Raw genomic sequence first — 25,822 nt, 5'->3', positions numbered from 1 at the left:
TATCGAGAGGATGGTTTTTAAAGTAAGTAGCAACAATTTTTATAGGTGTCACCCGACTGGCCCTTCAAATCAAGTAATGGAACATAGCCTGTTTAAAGATTTAATACAAAAGAAATTTGAGCTGAATAAACAGCGTTATGGCTCTACACGAATAGCGGAACAATTAAAGCGCAAAGGATACTGTATATCCAGATGCAGAGTAGCTAAAATTATGAAAGTGAACCATTGGGTAAGCAAACATAAAAGGAAGTTTAAGGCTACCACAGATTCCCATCACAACTATCCTGTTTGTAGAAATCTATTGAACAGAAACTTTACCCCAGGCAGATTAAATGCAGCTTGGATTAGCGATATTACCTGAAATACATTTTCTTCCACCCATTTAGTAAGATTTTATAAAACGGCTTTTTCCATTTCTTTTTTTCCTCTTGGAAAAAGATGGTACAATCTGGCTTTTTTTAGTCCAGTAGCATTTGCCAGATCCTGCAAAATCAAGGCCTTATATCCTTTAGACTGAAAAACCTCGGTTAATCCTGAAAATACATCTTTGTTCAGTGTTTTTTGTAGTCTCATACTATAAAGTTATAAAGAACAGTTATTTACCACAATTTCGGAAACTTTAAGTTTAAATTGCGTTCACCGATATATTCCTAATTTCAAAATACATTACACCTAACAAAAGGAAGCTTGAATAAACTTTAAAGATATTCTTAGTACAGTTTCTAAATACTGATACAATTATAGTGAATACTATTTGTTGCATTTAGTTTCCCTTCCTGAAGGTTACTGATTCTTCATTTCAGGTTTTTGATTCCCAACCACGCCGTACAGTTATTCTTTTTTTGGTCGCAAAACACCAACATTTTGGAGTTGAACCGGACTGCATAAGCCGCTCCCCTACTCGCTTTTATAAGTCCTTATCAATCCAAAATATTGAAATCGTGTAAGCATCAAAAAAAGATAACAGCTATACGGCTCTATGGGAAGTAAATCAAAACAACTCAATATGAAATCAACAGCGACATATCGATCCGGAAGGGAAACTAAAAAAATCAAAAAAAGAAAAACGCTACCGGATATAATAAGTAAATCAATTTTTTTAATCAATGTGTAACCGTCTGCTTAGAAGGCAGACCTCTAAAACTTTTAATTATGAGTAATCTAAGAAACAAAGTGCAGTTAATCGGAAATGTAGGGCAAGAACCTAGCACAACCAAGCTTGACAATGGCAAAAAAGTAGCCCGCTTATCATTGGCGACCAATGAAAACTACAAAAACAGTAAAGGCGAAAAGGTACAGGCTACCGACTGGCATACGGTCGTGGCTTGGGGCAAGACCGCTGAAATCATTGAAAATTATGTAAGCAAGGGCAAAGAGATTGCCGTGGAAGGAAAATTAACTTCCCGTTCCTATGAGGATAAGGAAGGGGTAAAACGATATGTTACCGAAGTGCTAGCTTCTGAAATCCTATTATTGGGTGGTAACGCCTAATTCTTAAAAACAAAGAGGGCGTCACCGTCGAAAATTGCGCCCTCTTTTAATTATTAACCCATTAAATAAGCTAATAATGAAAGACAAAGTTAATGAAATACAGATAAGCTACCGTGAAAAAATCGGAACATTAAAATCTGACCCGATCAAAGGTTCTAAGCACGCAGCGAAATTACTTTATAATAACTGGGATAAGGGAACCATAGGTTTACAGGAAAGCTTTAAAATCCTTTTATTGAATAATTCCAATAAAGTGAAAGGGGTTTATCCTTTATCCATTGGAGGTATTACAGGTACTTTGGTAGATATTCGCATCCTTTTTGCAATTGTATTAAAGACCTTATCCGTGGGAATCCTGCTTGCTCATAACCATCCAAGCTATAAACTTGTACCCAGTGAAGCAGACAAGCGATTGACCCGTAAAATTAAAGATGCGGCACAGCTTTTTGATGTGAAAGTCTTGGATCATATCATTATCGCTCCCAATGGGGACTATTATAGTTTCGCGGATAATGGATTGTTATAATTTGAAATTTCGATGATGGTCTATTTGAATTATACCAACCTCGATAGTGAAACACAGGAAGGTTTGCTTTCGATGTCTAAAAAAGAAGTAGAAAATCGTTTCGGAAAGCAGTTAAAGAGCTATGCCCAACATCACTACATCAATTACGATACCCTGTTGGAAGAGGAAGCGATACGAAATCTATACAATTATGATTTTGTATTCAATATGTAACTACTAAAAAACACCAAACAAGCCCTTATTAAATGAGGGCTTTTTCTATGGGGTATTTCTTTTAAATCGTATCTTTAGAAGGTTGACAAATAACACTTTTGGTCATTATTTAATCCCAATTATTGGGTGATTTGACTTTCCTTAAATGACCAATCCATAAAATAATAAAGGCGTTCCGCTTTAGTGGAATGTCTGGAAATTTGGGTCCCTGCGGGACGGAAATTGGAAGAGCAAGAGGGTGACACGCATAGCGGTGTCTCGGCTGCCAATTTCTATGTAAATCACTCATAATCAGTTGTTTAAATGTGTTTAAATTATACTGATTTTCAGGACTTTGCAGCAAAACCCCTGGAACCCATTGTAAACAGCCACTTTTTTGCAGCAAAAATGAAGAAATTTTCAACATACGGCTTTTCAGGGATCAATATCAAAAAAGATATTGCCGAGCGTTTTCGGGCATTTTCCAAAGACATTTCCAAGTCGCATTCGGAAACCCTGGAGGCAATGTTGAACTTCTTCAAATGGAACAATCTTGACCCTAATGACAATCTTGGCGTAAAAACGGATGCGACCAAAAAAAGGATTAATGCCCTAATTGCTATTGTACGGAATATTGAAAAGCAACAGACACTGCCGACCAAGGCAATGCTGGATACCTTATTTCAGGAAATGAACAAGGTAGACGAAGAAGAAAAGGAAGCGGAACAGTTTGATTTTGGGACACCGGAACCTTTCTCGCGCGATAGCGAACTGGAGCATTACAAAAACCGCTATGAACAGATGCAACAAAAGCTCAACACCTACCGAAATAACACAAAAAACCTACTGGAACATTTATCCTATGTGAAAGGAACTTTTGGGAAGGGATATTACAAACTGAATATGAATACAGAGGAATTGGAACACCTCAAAGAAGAACTCAATAAAAAAATTAATAATGTACATCACCATCACCGCTCAGAAAGTGCAGGGTAATTATGCGCAAAGTGCTGCCGATTTTGTGGATTACCTGGAAAAGGAAAATGAAGGGAAACCGCTTCCCGAACTGGAACATTTTTTTGATCAGCAGCACGATGAAATAACTGCCGAAGAAGTCATCCGGGAAATCGATGGCAATACGGCCAAACTTAAAAATAAAGAGCCCAAGTTCTATTCCATTACCCTAAATCCAAGCGGTCGGGAACTTAAAGCTATTCAGGATTCCCCGGAAGCCCTCAAGCGCTATACCCGGGAAGCAATGAAGGAATATGCCAGGGCTTTTCACCGGGAAATTGATGGTCGCCCAGTGGCTATTACGGATATTAAATATTACGCCAAAGTAGAACGTCAGCGTACCTTTAAAGGGACCGATAAGCAGGTTCGGGAAAATCAACCTTATGCAACGAAGATTTTAGAATTGAAAAATGATATCCGAAGTATCAACCGGGGGGAGCTCGTTGGGAATACTAAGACACTTCAAAAGGAAATTCAGCGTCTGGAAGCAGCAGCACCCTATCAATTGGACGGAAAACGCATAGTGCGGGGAATGGCCAAACCAGGATCGCAAAGCCATATCCATATCATTGTAAGCCGAAAGGATGCCTCCAACCGCTACAGCCTCTCCCCGGGAAGCAAGCACAAAGCCTCGGAAGTAGAAATGCACGGCAAGACCGTAAAAAGGGGTTTTGATCGTAATGCTTTTATCAAAAATTCAGAGAAAACCTTTGATCAACTATTCCGTTATAAGCGTAATTATGTGGAAAGCTATACCGCTCGAAAAACGTTTCTTAAAGATCCGAAACTGTATTTCTCTACGATTACCAAGCTCCCGGCCAATGAAAAGGCAATGGCGTTTAAATTATTACAGCAATCAGGAGTGAACACGGCGGTACTAAGCATTCCTACAAATAAGTTTCAGCTGGCGATAAAAGCCCTAAATCAATTGAAAAAAGGGGTTGGCAAAGCTATTGAATCAGGATCGATCGGGATATGAACTGGCAATGGGAACATATTGCCCTCTATATCATCGCCCCGGCTTTGTTCGTGGGTGCGGTGGTATACGGACTGTTTTTCGCGGAGCGCAAAGCACCAGGGGATAAAAAATACCAGGTGCGTTTTCAGTTGAGTAACGGAAATTTTAAAGCGGACAACATCCGCAGGGGTGCCTCCATCATTGGCTCGGCAGGAAGTGGAAAAACTGAAAGCGTAATCTATAACTTCTTGCAGCATTTTAGTGAATATGGTTTTTGTGGGGTGATCCACGATTACAAGGATTTCGAACTGACGGAAATGGCCTATCCCCTATTCAAAAATAAAAACTTGAACTTCTATACCATCGCTTTTGATCAGGTGCATTATCGGGTCAATCCTATTGCCCCAAAATACCTGCCCAATGAGGAAAGTGTGAATGAGGTATCCCGGGTCCTGATGGAAAACTTGTTGGAACAAAACCTATCGGCTAGCACTGGCGGTAATAAGTTTTTCTCCGATGCCGTCGAAGGCTTATTAAGCGGGATGATCTGGAAGATGAAAACCGCTTATCCTGATTGCTGCACCCTGCCACACATTATTGCCTTGTTTCAATTGGTCAGTACTAAAAAATTGGTCGCCTTTTTAAAATCAGATCTTACGGCGCGCAGTATGGCCAGCGCCTTTATCAATGGGATAGCATCGGAAAAACAGACCGCCGGAGTGAAAAGTACCCTGGCCAATGCCTTTAAAAAAATTAGCTCACAAAAACTGTTCTATGTGCTATCCAAAGATGAAGTGCCTTTGGATATCAACCACCCGGAACATCCGGCGGTAATTGCCTTAGTCAACCATCCAAAATACGATGGAGCTTACTCTCCCGTCATTGCAATGATAATGCATACCATTATCAAACAGATGAGTATCCGTCATAGGGAAACCTCTTTTTTGTTGATGGAGGAAGCACCGACCCTTAAACTGTCCAATATGCACCGCATTCCGGCTACGTTGCGGAGTTATGATATTTCTACCGTCTATGTGATGCAGGACAAGGTACAGAACGATATGCTATATGGGGATAAAGCCAGCAAAGCGATCCTAAGCAACCTCTCCTACCAGTTTTTTGGAAAAGTGAATGACCCCGATACGGCTAAATACTACGAACGCTTTTTTGAGATCATCAAAACACCAACAAAAAGTGTGAGTAAAAGTAGTGGTTTTAGTTACGAAAGCCGGATTACGAAAGGAGAAAAAGAAATCTCCAAACGAAGGGCTGATGCTTTTTTTCGGCTGCAACAAGGGGAATTCGTCGCTTTTGCTGATGGGAAGGATAAAAAAGTACGGTTTAAACTTCAAGATATTCAAAGAGAAATTCCTATTGCTAATACGAACATCACCCAAGAAGATTTGCAGTTCCATCAACAACAGATTTATAATGATATTAGAAGAATTTTGTAACTAAATTACTACAAAGTAGATTTATAATTTTCAGCAGTAGAATATGCTGTATAAACAACTTTATAAAGCATTAAATCAAAAGGAATTAAAGCTCAAGATAGATTTTAGTTTATAATACCACGATTAGCTTAGTCAAAATATTATAGCAAAAAAATGCCTCTTATAAATGTATAAAGAAGCATTCTCTGATATTATTGAAAAACAGTTTTTATGTTAAATCTTCTGTAGGCGCATCTGGAGCGTCACGTTTAACTGCTTCAATACCATTATCACGAGCCGAGGCTGTGGTATAGGTTTCACTTACACCAATGGTTTCCCCATTGGTAGCCTTCAGTACAAAATAGTATTGATTATTAGTGGCCAGCTTTCGCTCATAACGGGAATCATAAGGTGCGTTAGCTTTAACGGAAGCTATACCATTTTGACACCCTTGTTTACTTGTGTAGCCTTCACCGTGAAGGATAATTTCACCGTTTCTGGCACGTAAACGATAACGATATTCATTACCTGATTTATACAATTGGAATTTCGGATTTGTCATAGTCATTTGATTTTAAAGTTTACTCTTATTTTTTTGGTTAAAATTTAAGTTCAAATTTCAATCATCATACGCAGATACCCTTACGGTTTTCCGCAATCCTACTCTATTTTAGAAAATTTGTCATAATTATATCTATAACTTATCCCTCTGCTATTTTAATAACTACCAAAATGCTTAAATCTAAATCACAGTCTCTTTTAACATACTTCTGTGAAACCCTCTTGTAGTCCAATGCTACATAATATCAAATAAAAAACCGCTCATAGCGGCTTATTGAAATCAGGATTTTTTTGAGATTATGGGGTTGAGTTGGTAAGTATCTTAATTTGTATTCTATTAATATGTGACAAGTGTATAGTCATTGATTTTTCCATTCACCATTTTCGTTCATACAATGGTTGTTTTGTTTAGGAAATAAAATCCAAGTTTCAATTAGAGACCTTTCTTGGAACCTCTCGTTTCCCTTCTCTTTGAACTTGGCGGAATTCCCGCCAAGTTGATTCCCTATCAAACTCCCCTTCTTCGTAAATGTTCTGAATATGCTCCCCCGATTGTTCTTCTCGCTTTGCCAAACAACTCCATTATTTGTTGTTCGGTAGCCCAGACAGTATCGTGCTCAACAGCTAGCAATACTTCAAATTCAGTTTGCCCACCTTGAGTTCTAAAGACAATAACTTCACTATTTTTAATTTTAGGGTGGTTCATTTCTCAATTATTAGATTTTCTCAAATGTGCTATATATTCATATAGAAGGTACTTAAAAAATTAAAAATAAAATCTGGGTTGGGACAACTTTACATTGTTCAGAAGGGTTGTAGTAGGCTTCGCTTAAAACCGAACTGTTTAAAAATATAATATTATACTTTTTTTGACAGTAATGATGAAATAGCGTAAAATATTCATCGAAGCAAATCTCAATTTCGAAACAGCTACAATTATTCTTGTTAGTCTTTTTTTAAATTGCTTTTGTAAGCTTCTTTAGGTTCCTCCAGGTAATCAAATACGGTGAGAATATTAATTCGCTTAGGGATTATAGCGATAGTACAATTTGCTCTGTTTTTGAAATGACAACTTTCCTGTTCCATATTATCTATGATTTTGCATAAAAGTATAGTAATCTATTACTTCCCTATTTTTAATTTCTAGGGAAGCTTTTTCAATTTCTTTACGTTGCTCCACAGATAAGCTATCCCAAAAGTCTGGAGTTTGTTCTTTTTTAAAGATTTCTTTTATAGATTCAATTATTTTTGGATTTTCAGTTTCCAAAAGCATTTTTGTCAGGACTATTTTTTCAGCCTGAATATTCATCGCAATCTATTTATAACAAAAAATTTAAACTCGTATTGAAGCTTTAATAAATTACAAAAGTCAATTGCTATTTATTAGCTTTGGTACAAACCACATTTAGGATATATACAATCTCCTTTTGGTACTTATAAAGTAGTTTGTAATCCCTTACTATGATTCTGCGATAGTTTGGGAAAATTTCATCTTGCTGGTACTGCTCTGCAAATACAATTTTTTTGGAAGCCTCAATGATATCTTTTCTAACGATTTTTCTGGCATCGGGAAGATCTTTATATCTGTAATCTAAAATGCTTGTAAGCGATTCTCTAGCTTGTCTTGTCCAAACTACTTGAGTAATTTTGCCCAACACTAATTCTCTTCTTTTTCAAATTCTTCAGCGGTCATAAAATCTCCCTTTTCTATTTGACTTTCAGCAACATCTAAAGCCATTTTATAGTCTTGACGGGTCATAGGTGTGCCATCTGGATGGTAGGCAACCACTTCATTTTTAAAATAACCTTCATATAAGGCATCTACCATTTGTAGAAAACGTACATCTACCGTCTTAATAGATTTCTTCCATTTTTTCCTTAATTCTGCGGCTCCCATAATCTCAGCTTTTATTACAAATATAACAAATCTCTTGAATTTTGTATTCGACGTTTAGATACGCTTCGCTTTTATCTCTCACTAAAATTGGTTAATAATACCCATTCCATTACGGTTTTCCTTAAAATATATATGAAAATATTATTTATCAAATAGCTAAATACGCCAGTTTAAAAAAACGCTGCAAGCAGCTTAGTTATTTTATATATGAAATTTTTAGCTTTTAAAATGGTTTCTATTATTAGTCCAAGTTTTTCGATTTAATTCTACTATGTTGGTGCAATAAATATTTATCAGTCGAAAAAATATTCAGCCCCTTTTTATTCCAGTTTATTGCTTCCTTAAAGTTACCCTTCTCTAAATAAGCTTCTGCAATCCAAAAATACAAATAAGGTAAATCATATTCATACCGCTGAGTTTTCTTAGATGCTTTAAGCATTAATTCTAGCCCTTTATCAACCTTTCCAAAATATCTAAAAAGTGAAGAACCTTTACTAAAAAGAGTCTCCGGTTGATTTGGATTTAATAAAAGAGCTTTATCATAACATAACATTTCGAAACTATGAATTCCCAAATTCATATAAGCATTTCCTAAATTATTCCAAATTTGTGGTTTGTTCGGATTTAAAGAAAGGGCTTTTTCAAATTCAGGTATTGAATTTGAGTAATCTCCAATTTTGGTCAATGCCGAAGCATAATTATAAAAAAGCGTGGATGAATAGTGTTTGTTTTTAATTAGCTTTCTATAAATAATTAAAGCATTTTCAATTTTGCCTTTGTCGTTTTCAACCCCACCTTGTTCAGTCAATATTGATGCTTTAGTCAAATTGATGTCTTTATTATCTTCTTCTATCTCTAAAGCTCTATTAATACTTAAAAGTGCTTTTTGGTAATCAAATAATTCATATTGACAGATAGCTAAAGCATTCCAAATTAATGCGTTTTCACTATCCTTTCTTAGGATTTTTTTAAATATTGGCAGAGCTTGCTCTATTTCACCATCAAAATATAAATCCCAAGCCTTTTGATTTGCTTTTTCATTGGTTGGAAAATCGTAAATACGATATCGTTTGTTAAAAATTTTAGTTACATAGCTTTCTATTAAACTCCAATCAATAGTACTTAATTTGTTTTCTCTTGAGAGCTGAATTGTATATGTCTTATTATTAGAAGTGAGATCAACAGTATTATTTTCAAACCATTTCCAATATGATTCATTCTCATCAACAATATATACAATTAATAAAGTAGGTTCGAGTTTATTTAGCCAACGATTTATTGTTGATCGTTTAATATTAGAAACAGAAATATGATTTTTATTTTTTTCTGTTTCTTTTCCTTTTAATTGAACAGAGAATGTAATTCCAGTTACTGCTCTTTCTTTTACAATTTCGCAATTGAAATCTGTCCCATAGTCAACTTTAAACGAATTAGAAATCCATTCGATGGGAAACAGAGAAGTAAAATTCCTTTCTGATAGTTTTTCAATTTCGTGATTTCTATGTTTGTTTGGTAAGTCTTCGTTCAATTTTTAAATTCTTTTATCTTTTACAAGTCTCCAATAATGAAAACCTAATGCTGTCAATCTACAAGACTTAGAATTCATAGCTGCAAAATACATATGCTGTTCATCTACGGGTACAATTAATCCTACGCTCGCAAGTTTTTGAAGTTCTTTAAAAATTGCAACTTTTTCTTCTGAAGCATATGGCTCAATATAATTATGATCTATTTGTGGATCATTAGTAAACTCAAACGAAGGGTCAAGTTCATATTTACTTTCAGCAGTTTCAAAATACTTTGTAAGTTTTCTTAAAACATCGGAAGGAACTTGCGGATTCACAGTTCTTAATGATGTGAACCTTGTAATGTTTGTTTTAAATACTGGTCTTTGGTCCCAAGGACCTAAAGCTTGATCGATATATGAATATATGCTTCCAGGGGTAATATGACCCCGTAAGTCAGATGCCCCACCTTGTAATGCATCAAGTAGTAAATTAGTAAATACTCCGTGACCATTTATTTCTAAAGAAACTTCATCAGATTTGCTTGCGGTTAGAATTGAAACTCCCTCTCCAATTTGTGCATTTTTACCACCAGATATTTTAGGTGAACCAAATGAACCAGAGTGACAACAATCTAAGATTATTACGCGATTTTTTGATTTAGATTCATTTGCTATATTCAAAATTTCGTCCATAGAAACTCCTTCATCATTCAGCTTATAATCCGGTGTAACAATGAAACCACCACCTAAGTCATCAAAAAAACCGTGTCCTGAAAAATAAAATAAAGAGGTTTCTGAATCACCCGCAAACAATTCTCTAATTTTACCTTTTAATTCAGATTTAGTTTCAACATCTTTTATTAATCTTACGTCAAAATTTGGTGATCCATCCCCATTAACTTCAATTGTGTTTGCAAAAACCGAAGCATCGTTAATACATCCCCTCAAAGGTGCATTTGGATAATCATTTATTCCTACGACTAAAGCTTTTCTCATATTAAATTTTTCTAATGACTTCTTCTAAATTTTTCCAAGTCCAAGTTATTATTTCTTCTTCAATTAGCTCTGGAGGAATGGCGCCTTGATCCTTTTTTTTAATATGCATACCTATTATTGGAATATTTTCTTGTTTTGCACATTTAATTTCCCATCTTGTTCCACTTGAATGATACGTATTCTTACTTAATAGAACAATTACTCCATCACAAGATTTTATTTTACTTCTACATTTCTGTTTCCAAATTTGCTTATCCCAAGGTGTTTTAACTGACATATCATAAAATGAAAAGGGCGAATTATCTTTTTTTGCCTGTGATACAAAATGATCTCGATATTCAATATCCTCAATAGCAAAACTTATAAAAATCCTTTTGTTTGATTTAGGCTTATCCTCAAATAATTCATTAAAGAGCAATGCTGCTCCTGATAACAAAATTAACGGCCACATAAATATTAAAGTTTTATAAACTGTCAATAAAAACTCTAATGTTCTCCCAAGTCCAAACTTTAGTGTTTACACCAACAATATTAGTTCTATCATCTTTATAAGCATATATCCCTAATATCCGTTTCCCTTCTTCTCTAGCACATTGAATTTCCCATTTCTGACCGCTTGAGTTCAATGAATTTTTACTTACTAAAACAATAACACCATCTGATCTACGAATTCTGGTTCTCACTTTTGTTTGCCAGTCTGAACTATACGCCTCTTTTACAGACATATCAATATATTCGAATGGTGAATTTGTATTTAAAGATTGTCCTCTTAAAAAATCTCTTGAACGTTCATCTTCTATGGCAAATGCTATAAAAATTACTTTTTTATTCCTCATATCTTAAATTTTTCTTTTAGGTCTAATTTCTAATAAATTATGTAAAAACTTAATAATTGTTGTTTATACTAATTATAAAACTAACCAAAAATCTCTTAAACCAATTACGGTTTCCCCTAAAATCGCTTCAATAAGAAATTATATTCTAAACCTATTCGCTTTTTAAAAGAAAAGCTTGGTCAATTCGGGACTCACCTTTATAAAAGACACTTCTATATTTTTATAATTATTCGCATATTTTTTACTTTTTTCTTAGTGCCCTAATACTTAAAATTAAGGATATCATTATAAAGAGATACATCAGGAAAATATTCCAACTACTTAGACTAACAGCATTAAACAATTTTAATATGTTTTCAATATGTAAAGCATAACTTAACCTTGTTTTTGAAGCAAAATATATCAATATTATTAATGAATATATTGATACAACAATGATTGCCCTTTTAAAATATTCTTGAGCCATAGTCATATTATCCACTTTTTCATTAATAACTATTGAATTCTGATTGATTTTATTAGATATTTCGACTATTAATCTTTTAAAATAATCATCTTCTTTTTCACTAATTAAAAAATCATTTATAGATATAGAAAAATATGCTTTTCTCTCTAATGTTTTTAAAGCGAACCAAATTGTTCTCGACATATAGACAGATAGGAGAAATAGAATGAAAATCAATATAAGTAAGATAAAATTGAAATCGTTCACCTTTATTAAAACGGTTGTTACACCCAAAATAATAGCCGTTACAACACTAATAATACTAATGAATAATGAAGATTTACTCTCTATATTCTTCCTGCGTTCTTCTTCAGATTTATAATTTTCTATAGCATACTTAAGTGTCTCCTCAAGATGCCTATTATCAACATTAATATCATTTTTTTCTAATCTTGATCTTGGTTTGATTTCTTCTTTTTCCAGAAGAGGCCAGAAAAATTCACGAACTTGATTAAAAATTTTCATTCTTTAAAAGTTTTACTATTTCTGTAGATATTGGATAACCAGTTTGATTTTCTATCCAAGCCCATTGACCATTAGGATTAATTTCTAAAAAAATAAATTGATCTGATTTATCTAATATAAAATCTATTGCTCCATATCTTAAATTTAATTTTCTAAGCAGATTTATACATTTCTCTTCCAAACTTTTGGGTAATTCAATTCTATGATGGTTTAATGGCATCTCTCCTTTTCTCCAATCTGTTTTAGTTGAATTACCTGACTGAGAATCGATGAAGGTTGAGAAAATTTTACTTCCAACTGCAATTACTCTTATATCACCTTTTTTCTTTATTTCAGATTGTAGAAAATTTGGACTTATTTTTAATTTCTTATCAGAGCTCGGTAAGCTTTTAAGCTTATTAGTAAAAACAACTTTTGATTGTTTTCCATCGTCAATCAATCCTGATTTTATAGGTTTAATAATGCATTCTTGATTATTTTTCTTATAGAATGATCTTATATCGCTTGAAGAATTTGAAATAATACTTTTTGGAATATTGAAACCTAAAGATTCTGCTAAATGTAATTGATAAATTTTATTCTCAGCTTCTCTAATTGAATATAAAGGACTAACCCAATATGCATTTCTTAATAATTTATATGTACCCTCCAAACTGAAAATCAATTCATTTTGTATAAATTTCAATTCTCCATCAGATAAACCTACATTAGAAATTTTTGGTAATTCTGGTCTTCTATAATAAACCGACGAAAACGATGTTAAGTCGATAAGATCATTCTTGTTAGAATCAAAGATTGTATATTTATCTGAAGTGAAGTCTATTGTTAATTCTAAAGAGTGCGTTAATTCCTCCGTATTGAATCTATAAAATTTTAGATTTTCTTTTTTTAGATTTCGAATTATGAAATCTGAGGTTATATCTGATTTATTAGTTATAACTAAAACTTTCGTCATCCCTTTCCTGCTTAACCAAAGTCTTCGTTTGGAGTTCTAGAATTGTATTTGTCTCATCATCTCGCTCTTGTTTTACTTCAGTTTTGGTTTGAAGTTCCAAAATACTGTAGTTATTGTCATCACTCTCTTGTTTCACTTTTGTTTTCGTAAGCAAGGAAATATCACCCTTATTGGTTTCAATTAAAATTTTTTGTTTTCCATCTACTTTCACAATATTCAATGATTGGTTATAGTCATATTCGAAATATTTCGTGGTTTCACCTTTTCTGATTTCAGAATAATCTAATAGTAATGACTTCATAAAAGTTTGTTTAAAATATTTTTGTACTAAATATAATTCTATCCATCTAATATATACATTTTAAAAATAACTAAAAATGCCAACTGCCATCACTGTATGTCCCCTTAAAACAACACGAATATTAAAGAATGGTTAGATCAAAATTGCCTGGTTATTGGCTCATACAAAACTTACTTATTCTACCTATCTTTTTTTCGAATTTCATATTGTCTCCGAGCCATCTTTATAATATCAAAAAATTCCCATTCTTTAGTATCTGGATTTATTATTCCGTAGATATTAGATTTACCATTTTCAAGATCATTAAGCTTGGAGCTTAATATGTCATTTGGAAAATTAGTATAATTTTCTCGAATCAAATCCATAAATTTTTCTATAGAATTTTCCCAAACTTCATCTTCCAAAGTTAAGTCAAATAACAATTTTATATTCTTTCCATCAACAGTATTAAAATGTAAAGAAAATGCTTTTGACTGAGTATTTGATTTATCTATTTTTTCTACTGACCGGCTAGCAGTTAAAGTCTTTACTTTAATAGTTCTACTACGAATAGCATTTTCTTTAATCCATTTTTTTAAAACATCATAATGATCTTTTCCTAATTCGCTTAAAAAACCTCCAAAATAACTTTGAGCGATGAATATAGCAATAAGCCCAGGTATAGCCCACTCTATTGAGGCTAATGGTTGAGTTGGAACTTTATTAACTTTTAATAATAATTTCTCATCTGTAATATCCTCGGTAATTTTTTCAATAGCAATTTCCGGGAATCCTTCAGGGATATTTAAAATGATATGAGGCTTATCCATATTTTATATAAATGAGAGATGCTTTGTACATAAAAATAACGACTTATTTTATTTACTCATTAAAACTAACCAAAAATCCCCGGTCTCAATTACGGTTTTCATTAAAATATTGAACAATTGTTTTTAGGTTACTAACTCGTATATCGTTTACCGTTTCTGGAAATAGTTTAAATTTTCTTTAGCTGTTTTATTGTTACTTCTAATCTTCTCAATAAATCGTCATAGGTGAAAATATCTATTACGTTTTTATATTTTCTTTTTATTATTTCAAAATCTCCTAATTCGGAAGGTTCCATTGTTTTGTCCCTTCCCATTATTATCATTCCGATAGGATTGACTATTTTTATAGTTAATCCTTCTGGCAAATCCTTTTTATATTTCTTAGTTAGTTTTTTTTCACCCTTCTTACCCAGCTTATTTAAATAGTAAATATATTTTTCAATTTGCATTATTGCGCCAGACAAATCTTTATTAGGTACGTGATTATCTCTATATTTAATCTTCGAAACAATATTTTTATCAAATGGCTTTTTTATTTCTATTAAATCTAGATTGCCATTAAAATCAATTAATCCGTAATCTAATCTTCGAAATTTGGAGCTATAGATATCTTTGAAACGGACTTCGGTAAATACTGCAATATATTTTGGGAAGAGGAGAAGTATTATTTGAAGTATGTCTTCCTGCCACTGATTTTCTGAATAATTATTATCATTATTCAGCATATAATTCAATTTTTCTAATAAAGTTCGATATTTCGCAATTTCAGATTGTTTAAAGGTCTTTCTAAGGATATTTTTTCGAACAGCAGTCTTCTTATTAATATAATTATTAAACTTCTCTTCATAATCCGGAACTTCTGCAAAATAATCTCCCAAAATCGCAGTGATTTTAGCTTCTCTGTATAAATTTATTTCGTAAGAATTCGGGAAATTCTTTAATAGTTTTTCAAACACTTCTGAAGGTAGAATATCCTCTTTATCCCCTCCGATATAAATTGCCTGCTTTATCTTATTATCAATTTTCTTTAAAATCGATATTGGTCCCGGAAAAAGAAAATAATCTAAAGTTATATCTAAATCTTTAAAGAAGTAGAAGTCATTCTCTAAGCCCAAAACATCTTTATCTATTTTGTAATAGCCATCTTCAAGCTTGCCAATAACAAATTGAAATTCATCTTCATCTATATCTTCTTCGGAAATATGTTTTTCAAGTATTTCTTTATGAAGGTTGAAAACAGATTTAAAAGTAAATTCTTCTTCGTTTTCTAAATTGTCTTTCATCCAATCAGCAGGAGCATAGTCGGATACATATTTCAAAATTAATTTCTTTTCATTTTTTTGAATTGTAGTCAAATTCTCATTTTTAGATTATACCAACAGTTCCAGTTATTGCCAGTTGGCGGAGTAAGGGACACAGATTTGTCGGCTTAGTATATGTTCGTTAATCAAGTTAATTATTTTCTTACTAAAGTTGCCGCCTATTGGCGATGAACAGTTGTTGTGGTTAGTATTTATTTGAAAAGTTTGTTTAGATCATCTTTACCCTTGTATTCAAAAATTTGTTTGACCCAAGAATATTTTTGCCAATGTTCGAACATAGAATATTCTCGATCTCCTTTCAATAAAATTGGTTGAATCGTTATGGAAGGATTATGTGGAATTAGCTCACTGAGTTCTTGAGGAATACTTTTAGCATCAGTTAGATCTGCTATTATGAACTTGGACATTCTGCCAATCAACCCAATTGTTTCAGTCAAGTCTCTACTTTTTGGTTTCGAAAAATCAAAAAGTACGGGAACCAAATTTCTTGTCTTTAGAATATTTTTTATGTGATTCAAAATTTCCAATCTTTCTGGTGTAAATCGTCCTAAAATTAAAATTACTTTACTGGAAATTTTATCAATTGCACTGGAGATTTTATCGTTATTACTTATTAAATAAATAAAATTTGCAATTTCTAAATCGTCTAAGGTTATTACAGAATCATCCTGATCATTAGTAATCGTAAGATTTTCTTGAATACTTTCGTCTGTGGTTACATTCCAAACGGAAGTACCAAAGATTACAGTATTTCTAATTACCGATTTATTAAGGTTTGAGCTTGTTAAATTTGAGCCAGAAAGATAACAATTTTCAAACCTTGCTTTTTCAAGGTTACATTTAACCAAATTTGACATTATGATTTTCGCTCCGGTAAAATCTGTATTTCTCAAATCTGAACCAGACAAAAGAGTATGAGTGAAACTAGCATTCTTAAAGCTTGCTCTTATGCAAACAGTTTCAATTAAATTTGCTAATGCCATTTGAGAAGACTCTAAATTACAATCAATAAATGTTGCTTTTGTGAAGTTGGAAAATGCACAATTTGTATTAACTAATTTTGTCTGATTAAGATTTGTATCTATTAGATCACAATTGATCAAATTTGCGTTACTTAAATCTGACCCTTTTAGATTGGCACCATCTAAATTATATCTAAGTAATGATATATTTGAAAGATTAGAGTTTTGTAATTCTGGCATTGTAATGTTATTGTTTTTACGCCATTTATTCCATTTTACAAAACCATATTCTGCATCTTCATTGCATTTTAGAAGAAAGTCAAAATGTTCACTCATAATTTTCTTAAAAATTAACCACAACGCATTATATCCACTTAAATATAAGTTTGTATCGTTATTGATTCCCGGTTATCAACACTTTAAATATATCTAAATAATTTAAGGTAGAATTACGGTTTCCCTTAAAATACTTCCAGGAAGCTCTTCAACCTATCAAAAAATATACAAATATGAATAGCTACAACCACTTAATGTGGTTGTAGCTATTCATATTGTTTATAGGATGGAAATTATTAAAGTAAGGCTTAACAAAAATTAAATCTTAGAAGATAAATAGACTTACTTTATTAGATCCAATTTCAGTCTGTTATGTTCTTTAGGCTTTTCCATTTTCCATACAGAAACGTGTTTATTCTGTTTATTAGATTCCAGTATACTATCAATATATTCGTCACAACAATTATAACCACATATAATATTCCTCAAAGCATTTCTATTTACAGAATATTTCCCAAAGTTCTCTTTTACTAATCTCAATTCCTTTTCATAAGCCCAATTTTCTTGCTTCAGATAAAAAATTTCAAAGATATCGTTTTCATTCTCTAGCAGCTCAATTGGAATTTTCTTTAATTCCTCCTGATAGTTCATAAGTCTAATACCCTTAAAAAAATTTGGATCTAAATCCATATTATATTGCAGGTATAATCCTTTATGATTATTAGCATAATTCGCCAATAAAGGCATATTTATACCAGGAAGCATTGAAAAACAAGCTATTCCGTGTTTATTAATGAAATTAGGAATTGATTCTTTAATGGTTTCTTCTAACTGTGTTGAGCTTAATCTTTTTTGGATGTAGTTTATTTTTTGCTTTCCTACTTTTACTTCAATAGCATTGAATAATTTCTTTATATCAATATTTTTAAGATCTATTAAATCTGGTATAGAATCAAAGGGATCGTTTAACAGTTCACGTTTTTGAAAATAAATATATGATTCTTTTATTTCGTCTAAGGTAAAATCATTGTCAGGTCTATATCTAAAGACATAAGGTTTTCCTGACTTCTTAATTTCTTCAAGCATCTTATTATTTTTATAGAACCGGACTAGTGCTTTTCATAGGATACGCTGTTACCCACTGGCTTTATTCCCAATTTATTTCGTCATTTTCTAGGTTATATCCTATACTTTCTTTTATTTGCTCCTCGACAAATGTCTTATGTTTAACCTTTTTAAAGACCGATTTTCGAGCACCAACAAATTCTAATTTTTCATCAACGACTTCTGGCCAAAGTACAATATTAACTCCTTGATACTCTGATTTTACACTTGCGTACATAATCCCGTCAAGTTCTGGAAAACGTTCCTTTATGTACATTGAATACGCACAAGAAATCTTATAATTTGAATTATGCTTCTCAATATCGAGAGTATATTCGTTAGCCAAATATTCGAGTAAATTTTTCAAATCTTCAAATTCCGGACTTTTATCAAATTGATTGAAATGTTCTTTCATTTCATCAAATTCTTTGTTTATACCAATTGTTTCATTGCTCGGAAGAATAATTGCTAATCTTAAATTCTCTTTTACGTCCCAAGTGCCAATTGTTAAAACTTCATCTTCGCTTTCTTTATTTCCTCGAAATACGGATACAATTTCGGTAATACCTGTATTTTGATTTTTATTATCATTACAATAGAAAAGTCCTTGACCAGATTCGTTTGCACGTCCAAGCTTATTGATATTTAAAATATCAGTCCGATAGGATAATTCTTCTGAACTTTTGAAAAATTCATTTTTGTTAGTTTCGTTATGACTTCTATATCTTATAATTTTGAACGGCCTTATTTCATTGAAAACAACAGGAATCCTCTGATTTTTAATAATGTTCTTGATGTGAGGATAACTTGAGATAGAGTTATCAATTTTCAATTTTGAGAGTTTTGCTATAATTTCATCTGAAACTTTCATTTTTTCAGCTTGTAGGTAACGGTCTTATACAACAATCAGTTGCGGATTGGTTGAAAGCTAAGATAGCTAAAATTGCTAACTTTTATGCTAGCATTGATATTAGCAAACGTTTTTATCTTCAATTTTGTCTATAAGTTCATTCCAATTCAATAATTCATTTGATTGGAAGTATTTCGGATCAAATTGCCTTACGTTTGAATCATTTCTAATTTTACCGTTTTTTCCAGGTTTTGACAGCCAGCTTCTATGACCATTAAAAATGTGTTTAGCTAAGACTTTTGAATGTACGATAAAATATTCAGGTGAATCTTTTACGTCAATGGGAATATTTACAAATATATAATACTTTTTTTCTGAATATTGTTTTTCAACTTTTTTAGTTAAAATCCATTTTCGTTTATTTTGAGTACTTTTAACTTGAATTGAGAATAACTTATCACCATAAGTATTACTTACTAAAATATCCACTCCATCTGAATTTCTTAAAGTGATTGCCGCTAAGTATCCCCTTCTTGATAATTCAGCCGCAACATAATACTCTCCTGCTATTCCTGATAATTGTCTGGATATTTTCAAATCAATACTTTTTTAAATTTATTTACACTTTATTTCAAAGATACCTTCCGTGTTGATTTGTGTCCTTTAGGTGTCGGACTTGAAGGTAATGCTACAGGAATATCAAACTTTATTGTACTTACAGTTTGATTCGAATTATCAGATGTTGCTTGTGCGCCACCAGATAAAATTCCAGTAACAATTCCAATCCCGGCTTTTTCACCTTCTTTTTCTATTGCAGTTACTCCAACATTAATTTCAATGTTTTGTACATATCTCCAACCATCTGTCCGTAAATACTTATCTCCATTAGAATTTGTAGCTAAACCAGCTGGATTTACAATCATATCAGTTCCATCTATTTCCTCCTGGGCTTCAATTATTCCTTGTGAGATTTGAGTAATTGTAGTCTTAATAAATTCTTTTAATTCCATTTAAAATTGATTTTTGTCAATGAATGCTAACATATGGATAAAAGTACCGGTACGTTTATTTTTCTTCTAGAAATGACTAACGATTTTTAATTATTTTAAAAGTATTTGTTGTAACTAAATACTCTTAAAAAATTGCAATTTCAACATACCCCAAAATTACCCAAAAACCTCCATCACGCTTTACGGTTTCCCGTAAAATAAGAAATTAACTACTCTCTAAATAAGTCGTCATCAAAGAACTCTGTAAGAGTTATTCCTACTAGTTTACAGAAATCCTTTATTGAATAAATAGTTATTCCCCTACCCCTTTTTTCTCCTGTCTTTTCATTTAGCTTTATATGACTTTCCCACCGATTAATTGTTTGTTTTTCTACATTATATTTTCTTACAAAATCCATTTTTTTGGGACCAGTTTTCTGCTCGCGAAGATTTTTCATTCTAGTCGCTATCTTATTTGCAAGGATTATATTTTCTTGTGAAAGTTCTGCCATACCACAATTTCCAAAAAGGTCACAAAAAATAAGTAAGCCACTTGGTCTACTTTATAAAATTTTATTATATTTGGTTCGTATTGTTATATTTGCGATTACTTCTTAATATAAAATATTAGAAGCATCGCTTTGAATCTCGTATAGGAAAACTGGCGTTTTTAAATTACCACGAGATGATAAGTGCAGATGCTCACGCCTTTAAAAGGGTGTGGGCTCACTTATTTGTGGTAAGGGTACACGCCAGTGCCTCCTATACAAAAAGTTGAGTTCCACACCTATTTTTATACAAAAAATAAGTTGATACTCTTTCCTTAAATTCTTAGCAAGCTTCCTATTTAAAACTAGAATCGCAATTTTTCACAGTTATAATACCGTGAAAAGTTTTAATTAAAAATTATTAGGATACGCCATTCGGCTAGTCCGGGAAACCACGGCCAACCCTACGTTTTGCTGTGGTGAGGGGTGGGAATTTCCCCCTAACCCCAAAAGGGGGAATTCTATGGGGTGCGATTTAAGTGAGTAGAATATTAATTAAAATAAAATGCCAATGAAGGGAAGTTAGAAATTAGAAAATAGATGCTAGCCTGCTGCGCTGTTCGAAGCGAGAAAAGCTAACGGCTATAATACCGGGCACTTCGATACGATTTCTACGAAATCACTCAGTGACCTCAACTATCACGGCGGCTGAGTGATTTTTCAAAAGAAAAATGAATCGAAGCCAGAGTGGGGAATGAGAAGAAAATGCTGAAAAGATGCCCATCAGGATGAGATTCCGGGTCAGGCCCGGAATGACGAAATATTAACCTTAAAAATAAACGCTATAAGATTGGATAAACAAAACCACACACATTTGGATTAGTCTTAAACTAGGCTACAAGCTAAGAAGCCTTCCCGCTAGAGTAGGATCGGCAGGGAAGGCTATGGCTTGCTAAACTATTAAGTAACCACAAACCACAGTAAAATTATGAAAAATAATAACAAGCGCTGCCCTTGGGTAGTGCCCCTATTCCTATTGTCCTGTTTTTTAGGGCTCATACAGGTACAAGCCCGTACCGAAACAAAAGAAAATAAAGTTCAGCAGCTCATCACCGGGACGGTAAGCGATCACCAAGGCCTCCCCTTGCCCGGTGTAAATATTCTTATTAAAGGCAGCCACCAGGGAGCGATGACCAATTTAGAAGGAGAATACGGTATTAACGCCAGTATAGGCGATACCCTCTCCTACTCTTTTATCGGCTATACCACCAAAATACTGGTCGTGACCCAAAATTTTAAAGGCGATGTACAATTGCAACAAAACGCCGATGCGCTTTCTGAAGTCGTGATCAATGCCGGCTATTATAATACCACCGAGCGAGAACGTACCGGGAATATTGCCAAAGTTACTGCCGAGGAGATCGAACTACAACCTTTGGTAAGCCCGTTGCAAACATTGCAAGGACGTATGGCCGGAGTAGAAATTAGTCCGGGTAATGATCTGCCGGGTTCCGCCCCTACCATTCGTATTCGCGGACAAAACAGTTTACGGGCAGAAGGGAATTACCCCTTGTATATTATTGACGGAATGCCCCTTAATTCTTCGCCCCTAGAGAGCAATAGTAACCTCAGCTTTACAGGCATAGACCCCTTAAGCACCTTAAATGTTTCTAATATAGAAAGTATAGAAGTCTTAAAAGATGCCGATGCCACGGCTATCTACGGTTCTAGAGGAGCCAACGGCGTCATTCTTATAACCACCAAACAAGGACAATCTGAAAAGACAGAAGTTCAGGTACAAGTTTATTCTGGATTTTCTGAAGTACCTAACCGAATTGATTTATTACATACCGAACAATACCTTCAAATTAGGAGACGGGCTTTTGAAAATGATGGTACAGAACCTACCCAGTTTAACGCTTACGATCTTTTAGTATGGGATCAGGAGCGGGATACCGATTGGCAGGAAGAAATTTTAGGAGGTAATGCAGCAGTTACCAATCTTAATCTTACCGTCACCGGAGGAAACCAAACTACGCGCTATCGCTTAAATGGAGGGTTTCAAGAACAGGGAACCGTATATCCGGGAGATGCTAACTACCAAAAAGCTACCGGAGGGCTTAGTGTAAGCCATCATTCAAAAGATCAAAAATTCAAGTTACAAACTGCGATTAATTCCGGTTTGGATAACAATAAAATTGTTGGTAACCGAAGCCTTGTTTCCAGCATCTTCAGTTTAGCGCCCAATGCCCCGGCTATTTTTAACGAAGACGGAAGCCTTCATTGGGAAGAGTGGATAGAAACAGGAATAGATAATCCCTTCAACGGCTACTTTAATACCAGTAAGATTGAGGCTTCCAATTTAATTAGCAACTTATCCCTATCCTATGAATTATTGAAAGGGCTTCGCCTAAAAACCAATTTAGGGTATACTAATTATAACAGCGAAGAAATATTTAAAATTCCCAAACGCTCTTACAATCCGCTGTACTCGGAATTTTTGGAAGCACAATCTATCCATCTTTTGCAAAAACGCAATTCTTGGATTGTAGAACCACAACTTGAATATACGACACAACTAAATAAGCTTCAAATAGAAAGCCTTATTGGTAGCACCTTTCAGAAAAACCAAAGCCGCATTACTGAGTTTACCGCAACAGGTTACGTATCAGAATCCTTAATTGGTAATATTGCAGCCGCAGAAAGTCTGAGCGATGGTAGAAGACAGTCTACTACCTATAAATACAATGCCCTATTTGCGCGTATAGGCCTTAACTGGGATCATAAATACCTGCTTAACCTTACCGGCAGAAGAGATGGTTCTTCACGCTTTGGGCCGGGAAAACGCTTTGCCAATTTTGGAGCAATAGGTGCAGCCTGGATATTTACTGAAGAAGGGTTTATGGATCATCTTGATTTTCTATCCTTTGGGAAACTCAGGGCCAGTTATGGAAGTACAGGAAACGATCAAATTGGTGACTATGGTTATCTGGATGCTTACGAAGCTACTCCGGGAGCGGGAGGACTCTATCCTGTAGCCTTGGCCAATCCTGATTATTCGTGGGAAATTAATAAGAAATTGGAAGCCGCGCTTCAATTAGGTTTTTTAAAAGAAAGATTAAATTTAAATATCAGTTGGTACCGTAACCGTTCTTCCAACCAACTGGTGGGTTTGCCCTTGCCAGGGGTAACCGGTTTTAACAGCGTACAGGCCAACCTTCCGGCCACGGTAGAAAACCGCGGATGGGAACTGGAATTTACCAGCCTTAATTTTCAGAAAAAAGATTTCAGCTGGCGAACTTCGGTTAATCTAACTTTCCCCGAAAATGAATTGGTCAGTTATCCCAATCTGGAAGAATCGCCCTACGCCAATACGTATCGTATTGGAGAACCTCTCAATATTGCCCTACTCTATCAATATGAAGGTATTAATCCCGAAACGGGTTTCTATGAGGTTGCCGATATAAACGGCGATGGTCGATTTGACTATGAAGATCAGGTAGTGGTACAAAACCAAAACCGTCAATATTATGGGGGCATTCAAAACCAATTTACCTATAAAAATTTCTCCCTTCAGTTCTTATGGCAATTCGTTAAACAAGAAGGCAGGTTAACCTTATTTAATACAGGATCTTTGGGGAACTCGCGTGCGGTAGTGGCAGAAGCCTTAACCGATAATAGTACCTATCAAAGCATTTCTAATTCCTCTGAATCCAGAAGAGCTTATAATTATGCCAGTGCTTCGTCTTTGGGCTATACCGATGCTTCTTTTTTACGTTTAAAGACACTTGCTCTAAACTATAATCTTCCCAGCGCTCCATTACAAAAAATAGGAATGCGCGGTGCCAAACTATTTCTCACCGGCCAAAACCTCTTCACTTTTACCGATTACCAAGGGATGGATCCTGAAGTAACCAACGGCACGGGTGCCAGTTTTTCCGATCTAAGAACATACAGCCTTGGTATTCAACTTAACTTTTAAAATTAACATTATGAACCTCAATAAAATTTTTGCTCGTCCAATGATTTTTAGTCTTTGCATTCTGCTCTATGCCTGTGAAGACTTTGTAGAAGTCGATCCTCCTGCTCATAAACTGGTTAACCAACAGGTTTTTAATAATGATGAAATGGCAGAAAGCGCCTTGCAGGGAATTTATAACGAACTCTTTAGAATTGGTAATTTCAGTAACGGCGGGGCTAGCAGTGTAACTGCATTAGCGGGATTAAGTGCTCACCAAATTACAGCGTATGATCAAAGCGATCTGGAATATTTAGAATTTGAAGAAAATGAAATCCTTCCCAATAATCCTCCCAACCTAAGCCTTTGGAACAGTGCCTATAAAATTATTTACCAAGTAAATGCTTTACTGGAAGGAATGGAAAGTTCAACCCAAATCACAGCAAGCCTTCAAGAGAGGATTGAAGGGGAAGCAAGGTTTATTCGTGCTTTTACATATTTCTATTTGGTGAACCTATATGGGGAAGTTCCTTTGGCACTCACTACTGATTATCGTAAAAATGCCAGATTAACACGCGAGCCGATAGCTGATATTTATGATCAGGTATTACTTGATTTACAGTTGGCTGTGGAAGTTTTACCGGAAGAATACCGGGATGGCGAGCGCATTTATGTGAATAAATATGTAGCAATGGCATTCCTGGCAAGAGTACACATCTATTTAGAAAATTGGGAACAAGCTGAGTATTACAGTACTCAGGTGATTAACCAATCGGAAATTTACTCCCTACTTTCAGATTTAGATGCAGTATTTCTTAAAAATAGTACAGAAGCAATTTGGCAACTATCCCCTGCCGGACGAGGTTCTGCAACATCAAACACCAATGAAGGCTACCTGTTTATTTCCAGTTTTCCGGTATTTACTCTTACCGATAATGTTCCTGAAAACTTTACAACAAATGACCTTCGCTATATTCACTGGATAGGATATGATGAGGAACGGGAAGCTTACTATCCTTTTAAATATAAAGATTCCAATAGTTCAAATAACATCACCGAATATTCGATGGTACTACGATTGGCTGAACAATATTTTATCCGTGCAGAAGCCCACGTTAAAAGTCAAAACATTTCCGGGGCGATTGCTGATATCAACCATATCCGCTCAAGAGCCAGTATCGATTTAATAAATAGTAACTCCAATATTACAGAAGAAGAGCTTATCGATCTTTTAATGGAAGAGCGACAGCGTGAACTTTTTACGGAATGGGGACATCGTTGGTTTGATCTTATCCGCTTCAACAAAGCTTCTACGATACTGGGAGCTAATAATGCTAATTGGGAATCTACCGATATACGATTTCCCATTCCTGAACAAGAACGAATCAAAAATCCTAATCTGGGGCAAAACCCGGGATATTAAAACT

30 protein-coding genes are annotated in these 25,822 nt (G+C 34.1%); 9 read left to right on the top strand and 21 right to left on the bottom strand.

Going from position 1 to position 25,822, the window contains the following annotated elements:
• The first annotated feature begins 10 nt into the window (after positions 1 to 10).
• Entirely contained in the window at positions 11 to 361 is a 351-nt protein-coding gene (locus FVB9532_RS10990) for an IS3 family transposase (protein WP_317132291.1), read from the top strand.
• A 32-nt stretch (positions 362 to 393) separates the two neighbouring features.
• Here FVB9532_RS10990 and FVB9532_RS10985 read toward each other — a convergent pair whose 3' ends face one another.
• Positions 394 to 573: a TetR family transcriptional regulator gene (locus FVB9532_RS10985; RefSeq protein WP_150545222.1), complete on the bottom strand. Its 180-nt coding sequence runs from the start codon at positions 571 to 573 to the stop codon at positions 394 to 396.
• Positions 574 to 1,152: 579 nt separating this feature from the next.
• Here FVB9532_RS10985 and FVB9532_RS10980 point away from each other — a divergent pair.
• The 6 genes from FVB9532_RS10980 to FVB9532_RS10955 all read left to right on the top strand — a co-directional run bounded on the left by FVB9532_RS10980 (position 1,153) and on the right by FVB9532_RS10955 (position 5,635).
• Positions 1,153 to 1,491 carry a single-stranded DNA-binding protein gene (locus tag FVB9532_RS10980; RefSeq protein ID WP_150545221.1) on the top strand — a complete coding sequence of 113 codons (339 nt, stop codon included), beginning with the start codon at positions 1,153 to 1,155 and terminating at the stop codon, positions 1,489 to 1,491.
• A gap of 76 nt (positions 1,492 to 1,567) precedes the next feature.
• Positions 1,568 to 2,017, top strand: a complete 450-nt coding sequence (locus FVB9532_RS10975; protein WP_150545220.1) for a JAB domain-containing protein — start codon at positions 1,568 to 1,570, stop codon at positions 2,015 to 2,017.
• Positions 2,018 to 2,032: 15 nt separating this feature from the next.
• Positions 2,033 to 2,230, top strand: a complete 198-nt coding sequence (locus FVB9532_RS10970) for a hypothetical protein (RefSeq protein ID WP_150545219.1) — start codon at positions 2,033 to 2,035, stop codon at positions 2,228 to 2,230.
• A gap of 303 nt (positions 2,231 to 2,533) precedes the next feature.
• Positions 2,534 to 3,205, top strand: coding sequence for a BfmA/BtgA family mobilization protein (locus FVB9532_RS10965; RefSeq protein WP_228482299.1), 672 nt, complete (start codon positions 2,534 to 2,536; stop codon positions 3,203 to 3,205).
• Positions 3,168 to 4,202, top strand: a complete 1,035-nt coding sequence (gene mobB / locus FVB9532_RS10960) for a MobB family relaxase (RefSeq protein WP_150545218.1) — start codon at positions 3,168 to 3,170, stop codon at positions 4,200 to 4,202. Before FVB9532_RS10965 ends, mobB begins: the two co-directional genes overlap by 38 nt.
• Entirely contained in the window at positions 4,199 to 5,635 is a 1,437-nt protein-coding gene (locus FVB9532_RS10955; RefSeq protein ID WP_150545217.1) for a type IV secretory system conjugative DNA transfer family protein, read from the top strand. The genes mobB and FVB9532_RS10955 overlap by 4 nt, the downstream gene beginning before the upstream one ends.
• Before the next feature lie 208 nt (positions 5,636 to 5,843).
• Here FVB9532_RS10955 and FVB9532_RS10950 read toward each other — a convergent pair whose 3' ends face one another.
• The 20 genes from FVB9532_RS10950 to FVB9532_RS10855 all read right to left on the bottom strand — a co-directional run bounded on the left by FVB9532_RS10950 (position 5,844) and on the right by FVB9532_RS10855 (position 20,461).
• Positions 5,844 to 6,176: a YegP family protein gene (locus FVB9532_RS10950; RefSeq protein ID WP_150545216.1), complete on the bottom strand. Its 333-nt coding sequence runs from the start codon at positions 6,174 to 6,176 to the stop codon at positions 5,844 to 5,846.
• Between the two features lie 507 nt (positions 6,177 to 6,683).
• The gene (locus FVB9532_RS10945) at positions 6,684 to 6,881 is read right to left on the bottom strand and encodes a virulence RhuM family protein (RefSeq protein WP_150545215.1); all 198 of its coding nucleotides are present in this window, start codon (positions 6,879 to 6,881) and stop codon (positions 6,684 to 6,686) included.
• Positions 6,882 to 7,262: 381 nt separating this feature from the next.
• Entirely contained in the window at positions 7,263 to 7,484 is a 222-nt protein-coding gene (locus FVB9532_RS10940; RefSeq protein WP_150545214.1) for a hypothetical protein, read from the bottom strand.
• A 67-nt stretch (positions 7,485 to 7,551) separates the two neighbouring features.
• The gene (locus FVB9532_RS10935) at positions 7,552 to 7,830 is read right to left on the bottom strand and encodes a type II toxin-antitoxin system RelE/ParE family toxin (protein WP_194716537.1); all 279 of its coding nucleotides are present in this window, start codon (positions 7,828 to 7,830) and stop codon (positions 7,552 to 7,554) included.
• Between the two features lie 2 nt (positions 7,831 to 7,832).
• Complete coding sequence (locus FVB9532_RS10930; protein WP_150545212.1) at positions 7,833 to 8,072, bottom strand: hypothetical protein; 240 nt, start codon at positions 8,070 to 8,072, stop codon at positions 7,833 to 7,835.
• 241 nt (positions 8,073 to 8,313) lie between these two features.
• Positions 8,314 to 9,600, bottom strand: a complete 1,287-nt coding sequence (locus tag FVB9532_RS10925; RefSeq protein WP_150545211.1) for a tetratricopeptide repeat protein — start codon at positions 9,598 to 9,600, stop codon at positions 8,314 to 8,316.
• A 3-nt stretch (positions 9,601 to 9,603) separates the two neighbouring features.
• On the bottom strand, positions 9,604 to 10,575 hold the full coding sequence (locus FVB9532_RS10920) for a caspase family protein (protein WP_150545210.1): 972 nt from the start codon (positions 10,573 to 10,575) through the stop codon (positions 9,604 to 9,606).
• Between the two features lies 1 nt (position 10,576).
• Positions 10,577 to 11,026, bottom strand: a complete 450-nt coding sequence (locus FVB9532_RS10915) for a TIR domain-containing protein (RefSeq protein WP_150545209.1) — start codon at positions 11,024 to 11,026, stop codon at positions 10,577 to 10,579.
• Positions 11,027 to 11,039: 13 nt separating this feature from the next.
• Positions 11,040 to 11,411 (bottom strand): TIR domain-containing protein, encoded by a 372-nt coding sequence (locus tag FVB9532_RS10910; RefSeq protein WP_150545208.1) that lies wholly within the window; start codon positions 11,409 to 11,411, stop codon positions 11,040 to 11,042.
• Positions 11,412 to 11,652: 241 nt separating this feature from the next.
• Positions 11,653 to 12,381 carry a hypothetical protein gene (locus FVB9532_RS10905; protein ID WP_150545207.1) on the bottom strand — a complete coding sequence of 243 codons (729 nt, stop codon included), beginning with the start codon at positions 12,379 to 12,381 and terminating at the stop codon, positions 11,653 to 11,655.
• Entirely contained in the window at positions 12,368 to 13,336 is a 969-nt protein-coding gene (locus tag FVB9532_RS10900) for an MvdC/MvdD family ATP grasp protein (protein WP_150545206.1), read from the bottom strand. The genes FVB9532_RS10905 and FVB9532_RS10900 overlap by 14 nt, the downstream gene beginning before the upstream one ends.
• Positions 13,311 to 13,637, bottom strand: a complete 327-nt coding sequence (locus FVB9532_RS10895; protein ID WP_194716536.1) for a hypothetical protein — start codon at positions 13,635 to 13,637, stop codon at positions 13,311 to 13,313. Before FVB9532_RS10895 ends, FVB9532_RS10900 begins: the two co-directional genes overlap by 26 nt.
• A gap of 179 nt (positions 13,638 to 13,816) precedes the next feature.
• Positions 13,817 to 14,446: a hypothetical protein gene (locus FVB9532_RS10890; RefSeq protein ID WP_150545205.1), complete on the bottom strand. Its 630-nt coding sequence runs from the start codon at positions 14,444 to 14,446 to the stop codon at positions 13,817 to 13,819.
• Between the two features lie 167 nt (positions 14,447 to 14,613).
• The gene (locus FVB9532_RS10885; protein WP_150545204.1) at positions 14,614 to 15,801 is read right to left on the bottom strand and encodes a Shedu immune nuclease family protein; all 1,188 of its coding nucleotides are present in this window, start codon (positions 15,799 to 15,801) and stop codon (positions 14,614 to 14,616) included.
• A gap of 158 nt (positions 15,802 to 15,959) precedes the next feature.
• Positions 15,960 to 17,066 carry a pentapeptide repeat-containing protein gene (locus FVB9532_RS10880; RefSeq protein WP_150545203.1) on the bottom strand — a complete coding sequence of 369 codons (1,107 nt, stop codon included), beginning with the start codon at positions 17,064 to 17,066 and terminating at the stop codon, positions 15,960 to 15,962.
• 282 nt (positions 17,067 to 17,348) lie between these two features.
• The gene (locus tag FVB9532_RS10875; protein ID WP_150545202.1) at positions 17,349 to 18,092 is read right to left on the bottom strand and encodes a hypothetical protein; all 744 of its coding nucleotides are present in this window, start codon (positions 18,090 to 18,092) and stop codon (positions 17,349 to 17,351) included.
• 61 nt (positions 18,093 to 18,153) lie between these two features.
• A complete protein-coding gene (locus FVB9532_RS10870) occupies positions 18,154 to 18,981 on the bottom strand; it encodes a hypothetical protein (RefSeq protein WP_150545201.1) in 828 nt (275 codons plus the stop codon).
• Positions 18,982 to 19,080: 99 nt separating this feature from the next.
• Positions 19,081 to 19,557, bottom strand: coding sequence for a hypothetical protein (locus FVB9532_RS10865; RefSeq protein WP_228482298.1), 477 nt, complete (start codon positions 19,555 to 19,557; stop codon positions 19,081 to 19,083).
• 29 nt (positions 19,558 to 19,586) lie between these two features.
• Positions 19,587 to 19,970 (bottom strand): hypothetical protein, encoded by a 384-nt coding sequence (locus FVB9532_RS10860; RefSeq protein WP_150545199.1) that lies wholly within the window; start codon positions 19,968 to 19,970, stop codon positions 19,587 to 19,589.
• Between the two features lie 209 nt (positions 19,971 to 20,179).
• Positions 20,180 to 20,461 (bottom strand): XRE family transcriptional regulator, encoded by a 282-nt coding sequence (locus FVB9532_RS10855; protein WP_150545198.1) that lies wholly within the window; start codon positions 20,459 to 20,461, stop codon positions 20,180 to 20,182.
• Positions 20,462 to 21,425: 964 nt separating this feature from the next.
• Here FVB9532_RS10855 and FVB9532_RS10850 point away from each other — a divergent pair.
• Together FVB9532_RS10850 and FVB9532_RS10845 are read left to right on the top strand one after the other, a co-directional pair.
• Positions 21,426 to 24,419 (top strand): SusC/RagA family TonB-linked outer membrane protein, encoded by a 2,994-nt coding sequence (locus FVB9532_RS10850; protein WP_150545197.1) that lies wholly within the window; start codon positions 21,426 to 21,428, stop codon positions 24,417 to 24,419.
• 10 nt (positions 24,420 to 24,429) lie between these two features.
• Positions 24,430 to 25,818: a RagB/SusD family nutrient uptake outer membrane protein gene (locus FVB9532_RS10845; RefSeq protein WP_150545196.1), complete on the top strand. Its 1,389-nt coding sequence runs from the start codon at positions 24,430 to 24,432 to the stop codon at positions 25,816 to 25,818.
• The last annotated feature ends 4 nt before the right edge of the window (positions 25,819 to 25,822 follow it).

This window comes from Mesonia oceanica, from assembly GCF_902499555.1.
GTDB lineage: Bacteria > Bacteroidota > Bacteroidia > Flavobacteriales > Flavobacteriaceae > Mesonia > Mesonia oceanica.
Note: the sequence above shows the minus strand (reverse complement) of the source record. Positions and strands in the feature narration are given on the sequence as shown.

Excerpts from the sequence above, each read along its gene's own strand:
- FVB9532_RS10990 (WP_317132291.1), top strand. The coding sequence starts at position 11 with ATGGTTTTTAAAGTAAGTAGCAACAATTTTTATAGGTGTCACCCGACT.
- FVB9532_RS10985 (WP_150545222.1), bottom strand. The coding sequence starts at position 573 with ATGAGACTACAAAAAACACTGAACAAAGATGTATTTTCAGGATTAACC.
- FVB9532_RS10980 (WP_150545221.1), top strand. The coding sequence starts at position 1,153 with ATGAGTAATCTAAGAAACAAAGTGCAGTTAATCGGAAATGTAGGGCAA.
- FVB9532_RS10975 (WP_150545220.1), top strand. The coding sequence starts at position 1,568 with ATGAAAGACAAAGTTAATGAAATACAGATAAGCTACCGTGAAAAAATC.
- FVB9532_RS10970 (WP_150545219.1), top strand. The coding sequence starts at position 2,033 with ATGGTCTATTTGAATTATACCAACCTCGATAGTGAAACACAGGAAGGT.
- FVB9532_RS10965 (WP_228482299.1), top strand. The coding sequence starts at position 2,534 with ATGTGTTTAAATTATACTGATTTTCAGGACTTTGCAGCAAAACCCCTG.
- mobB (WP_150545218.1), top strand. The coding sequence starts at position 3,168 with ATGTACATCACCATCACCGCTCAGAAAGTGCAGGGTAATTATGCGCAA.
- FVB9532_RS10955 (WP_150545217.1), top strand. The coding sequence starts at position 4,199 with ATGAACTGGCAATGGGAACATATTGCCCTCTATATCATCGCCCCGGCT.
- FVB9532_RS10950 (WP_150545216.1), bottom strand. The coding sequence starts at position 6,176 with ATGACAAATCCGAAATTCCAATTGTATAAATCAGGTAATGAATATCGT.
- FVB9532_RS10945 (WP_150545215.1), bottom strand. The coding sequence starts at position 6,881 with ATGAACCACCCTAAAATTAAAAATAGTGAAGTTATTGTCTTTAGAACT.
- FVB9532_RS10940 (WP_150545214.1), bottom strand. The coding sequence starts at position 7,484 with ATGAATATTCAGGCTGAAAAAATAGTCCTGACAAAAATGCTTTTGGAA.
- FVB9532_RS10930 (WP_150545212.1), bottom strand. The coding sequence starts at position 8,072 with ATGGGAGCCGCAGAATTAAGGAAAAAATGGAAGAAATCTATTAAGACG.
- FVB9532_RS10920 (WP_150545210.1), bottom strand. The coding sequence starts at position 10,575 with ATGAGAAAAGCTTTAGTCGTAGGAATAAATGATTATCCAAATGCACCT.
- FVB9532_RS10915 (WP_150545209.1), bottom strand. The coding sequence starts at position 11,026 with ATGTGGCCGTTAATTTTGTTATCAGGAGCAGCATTGCTCTTTAATGAA.
- FVB9532_RS10910 (WP_150545208.1), bottom strand. The coding sequence starts at position 11,411 with ATGAGGAATAAAAAAGTAATTTTTATAGCATTTGCCATAGAAGATGAA.
- FVB9532_RS10905 (WP_150545207.1), bottom strand. The coding sequence starts at position 12,381 with ATGAAAATTTTTAATCAAGTTCGTGAATTTTTCTGGCCTCTTCTGGAA.
- FVB9532_RS10900 (WP_150545206.1), bottom strand. The coding sequence starts at position 13,336 with ATGACGAAAGTTTTAGTTATAACTAATAAATCAGATATAACCTCAGAT.
- FVB9532_RS10895 (WP_194716536.1), bottom strand. The coding sequence starts at position 13,637 with ATGAAGTCATTACTATTAGATTATTCTGAAATCAGAAAAGGTGAAACC.
- FVB9532_RS10890 (WP_150545205.1), bottom strand. The coding sequence starts at position 14,446 with ATGGATAAGCCTCATATCATTTTAAATATCCCTGAAGGATTCCCGGAA.
- FVB9532_RS10880 (WP_150545203.1), bottom strand. The coding sequence starts at position 17,066 with ATGAGTGAACATTTTGACTTTCTTCTAAAATGCAATGAAGATGCAGAA.
- FVB9532_RS10875 (WP_150545202.1), bottom strand. The coding sequence starts at position 18,092 with ATGCTTGAAGAAATTAAGAAGTCAGGAAAACCTTATGTCTTTAGATAT.
- FVB9532_RS10870 (WP_150545201.1), bottom strand. The coding sequence starts at position 18,981 with ATGAAAGTTTCAGATGAAATTATAGCAAAACTCTCAAAATTGAAAATT.
- FVB9532_RS10860 (WP_150545199.1), bottom strand. The coding sequence starts at position 19,970 with ATGGAATTAAAAGAATTTATTAAGACTACAATTACTCAAATCTCACAA.
- FVB9532_RS10855 (WP_150545198.1), bottom strand. The coding sequence starts at position 20,461 with ATGGCAGAACTTTCACAAGAAAATATAATCCTTGCAAATAAGATAGCG.
- FVB9532_RS10850 (WP_150545197.1), top strand. The coding sequence starts at position 21,426 with ATGAAAAATAATAACAAGCGCTGCCCTTGGGTAGTGCCCCTATTCCTA.
- FVB9532_RS10845 (WP_150545196.1), top strand. The coding sequence starts at position 24,430 with ATGAACCTCAATAAAATTTTTGCTCGTCCAATGATTTTTAGTCTTTGC.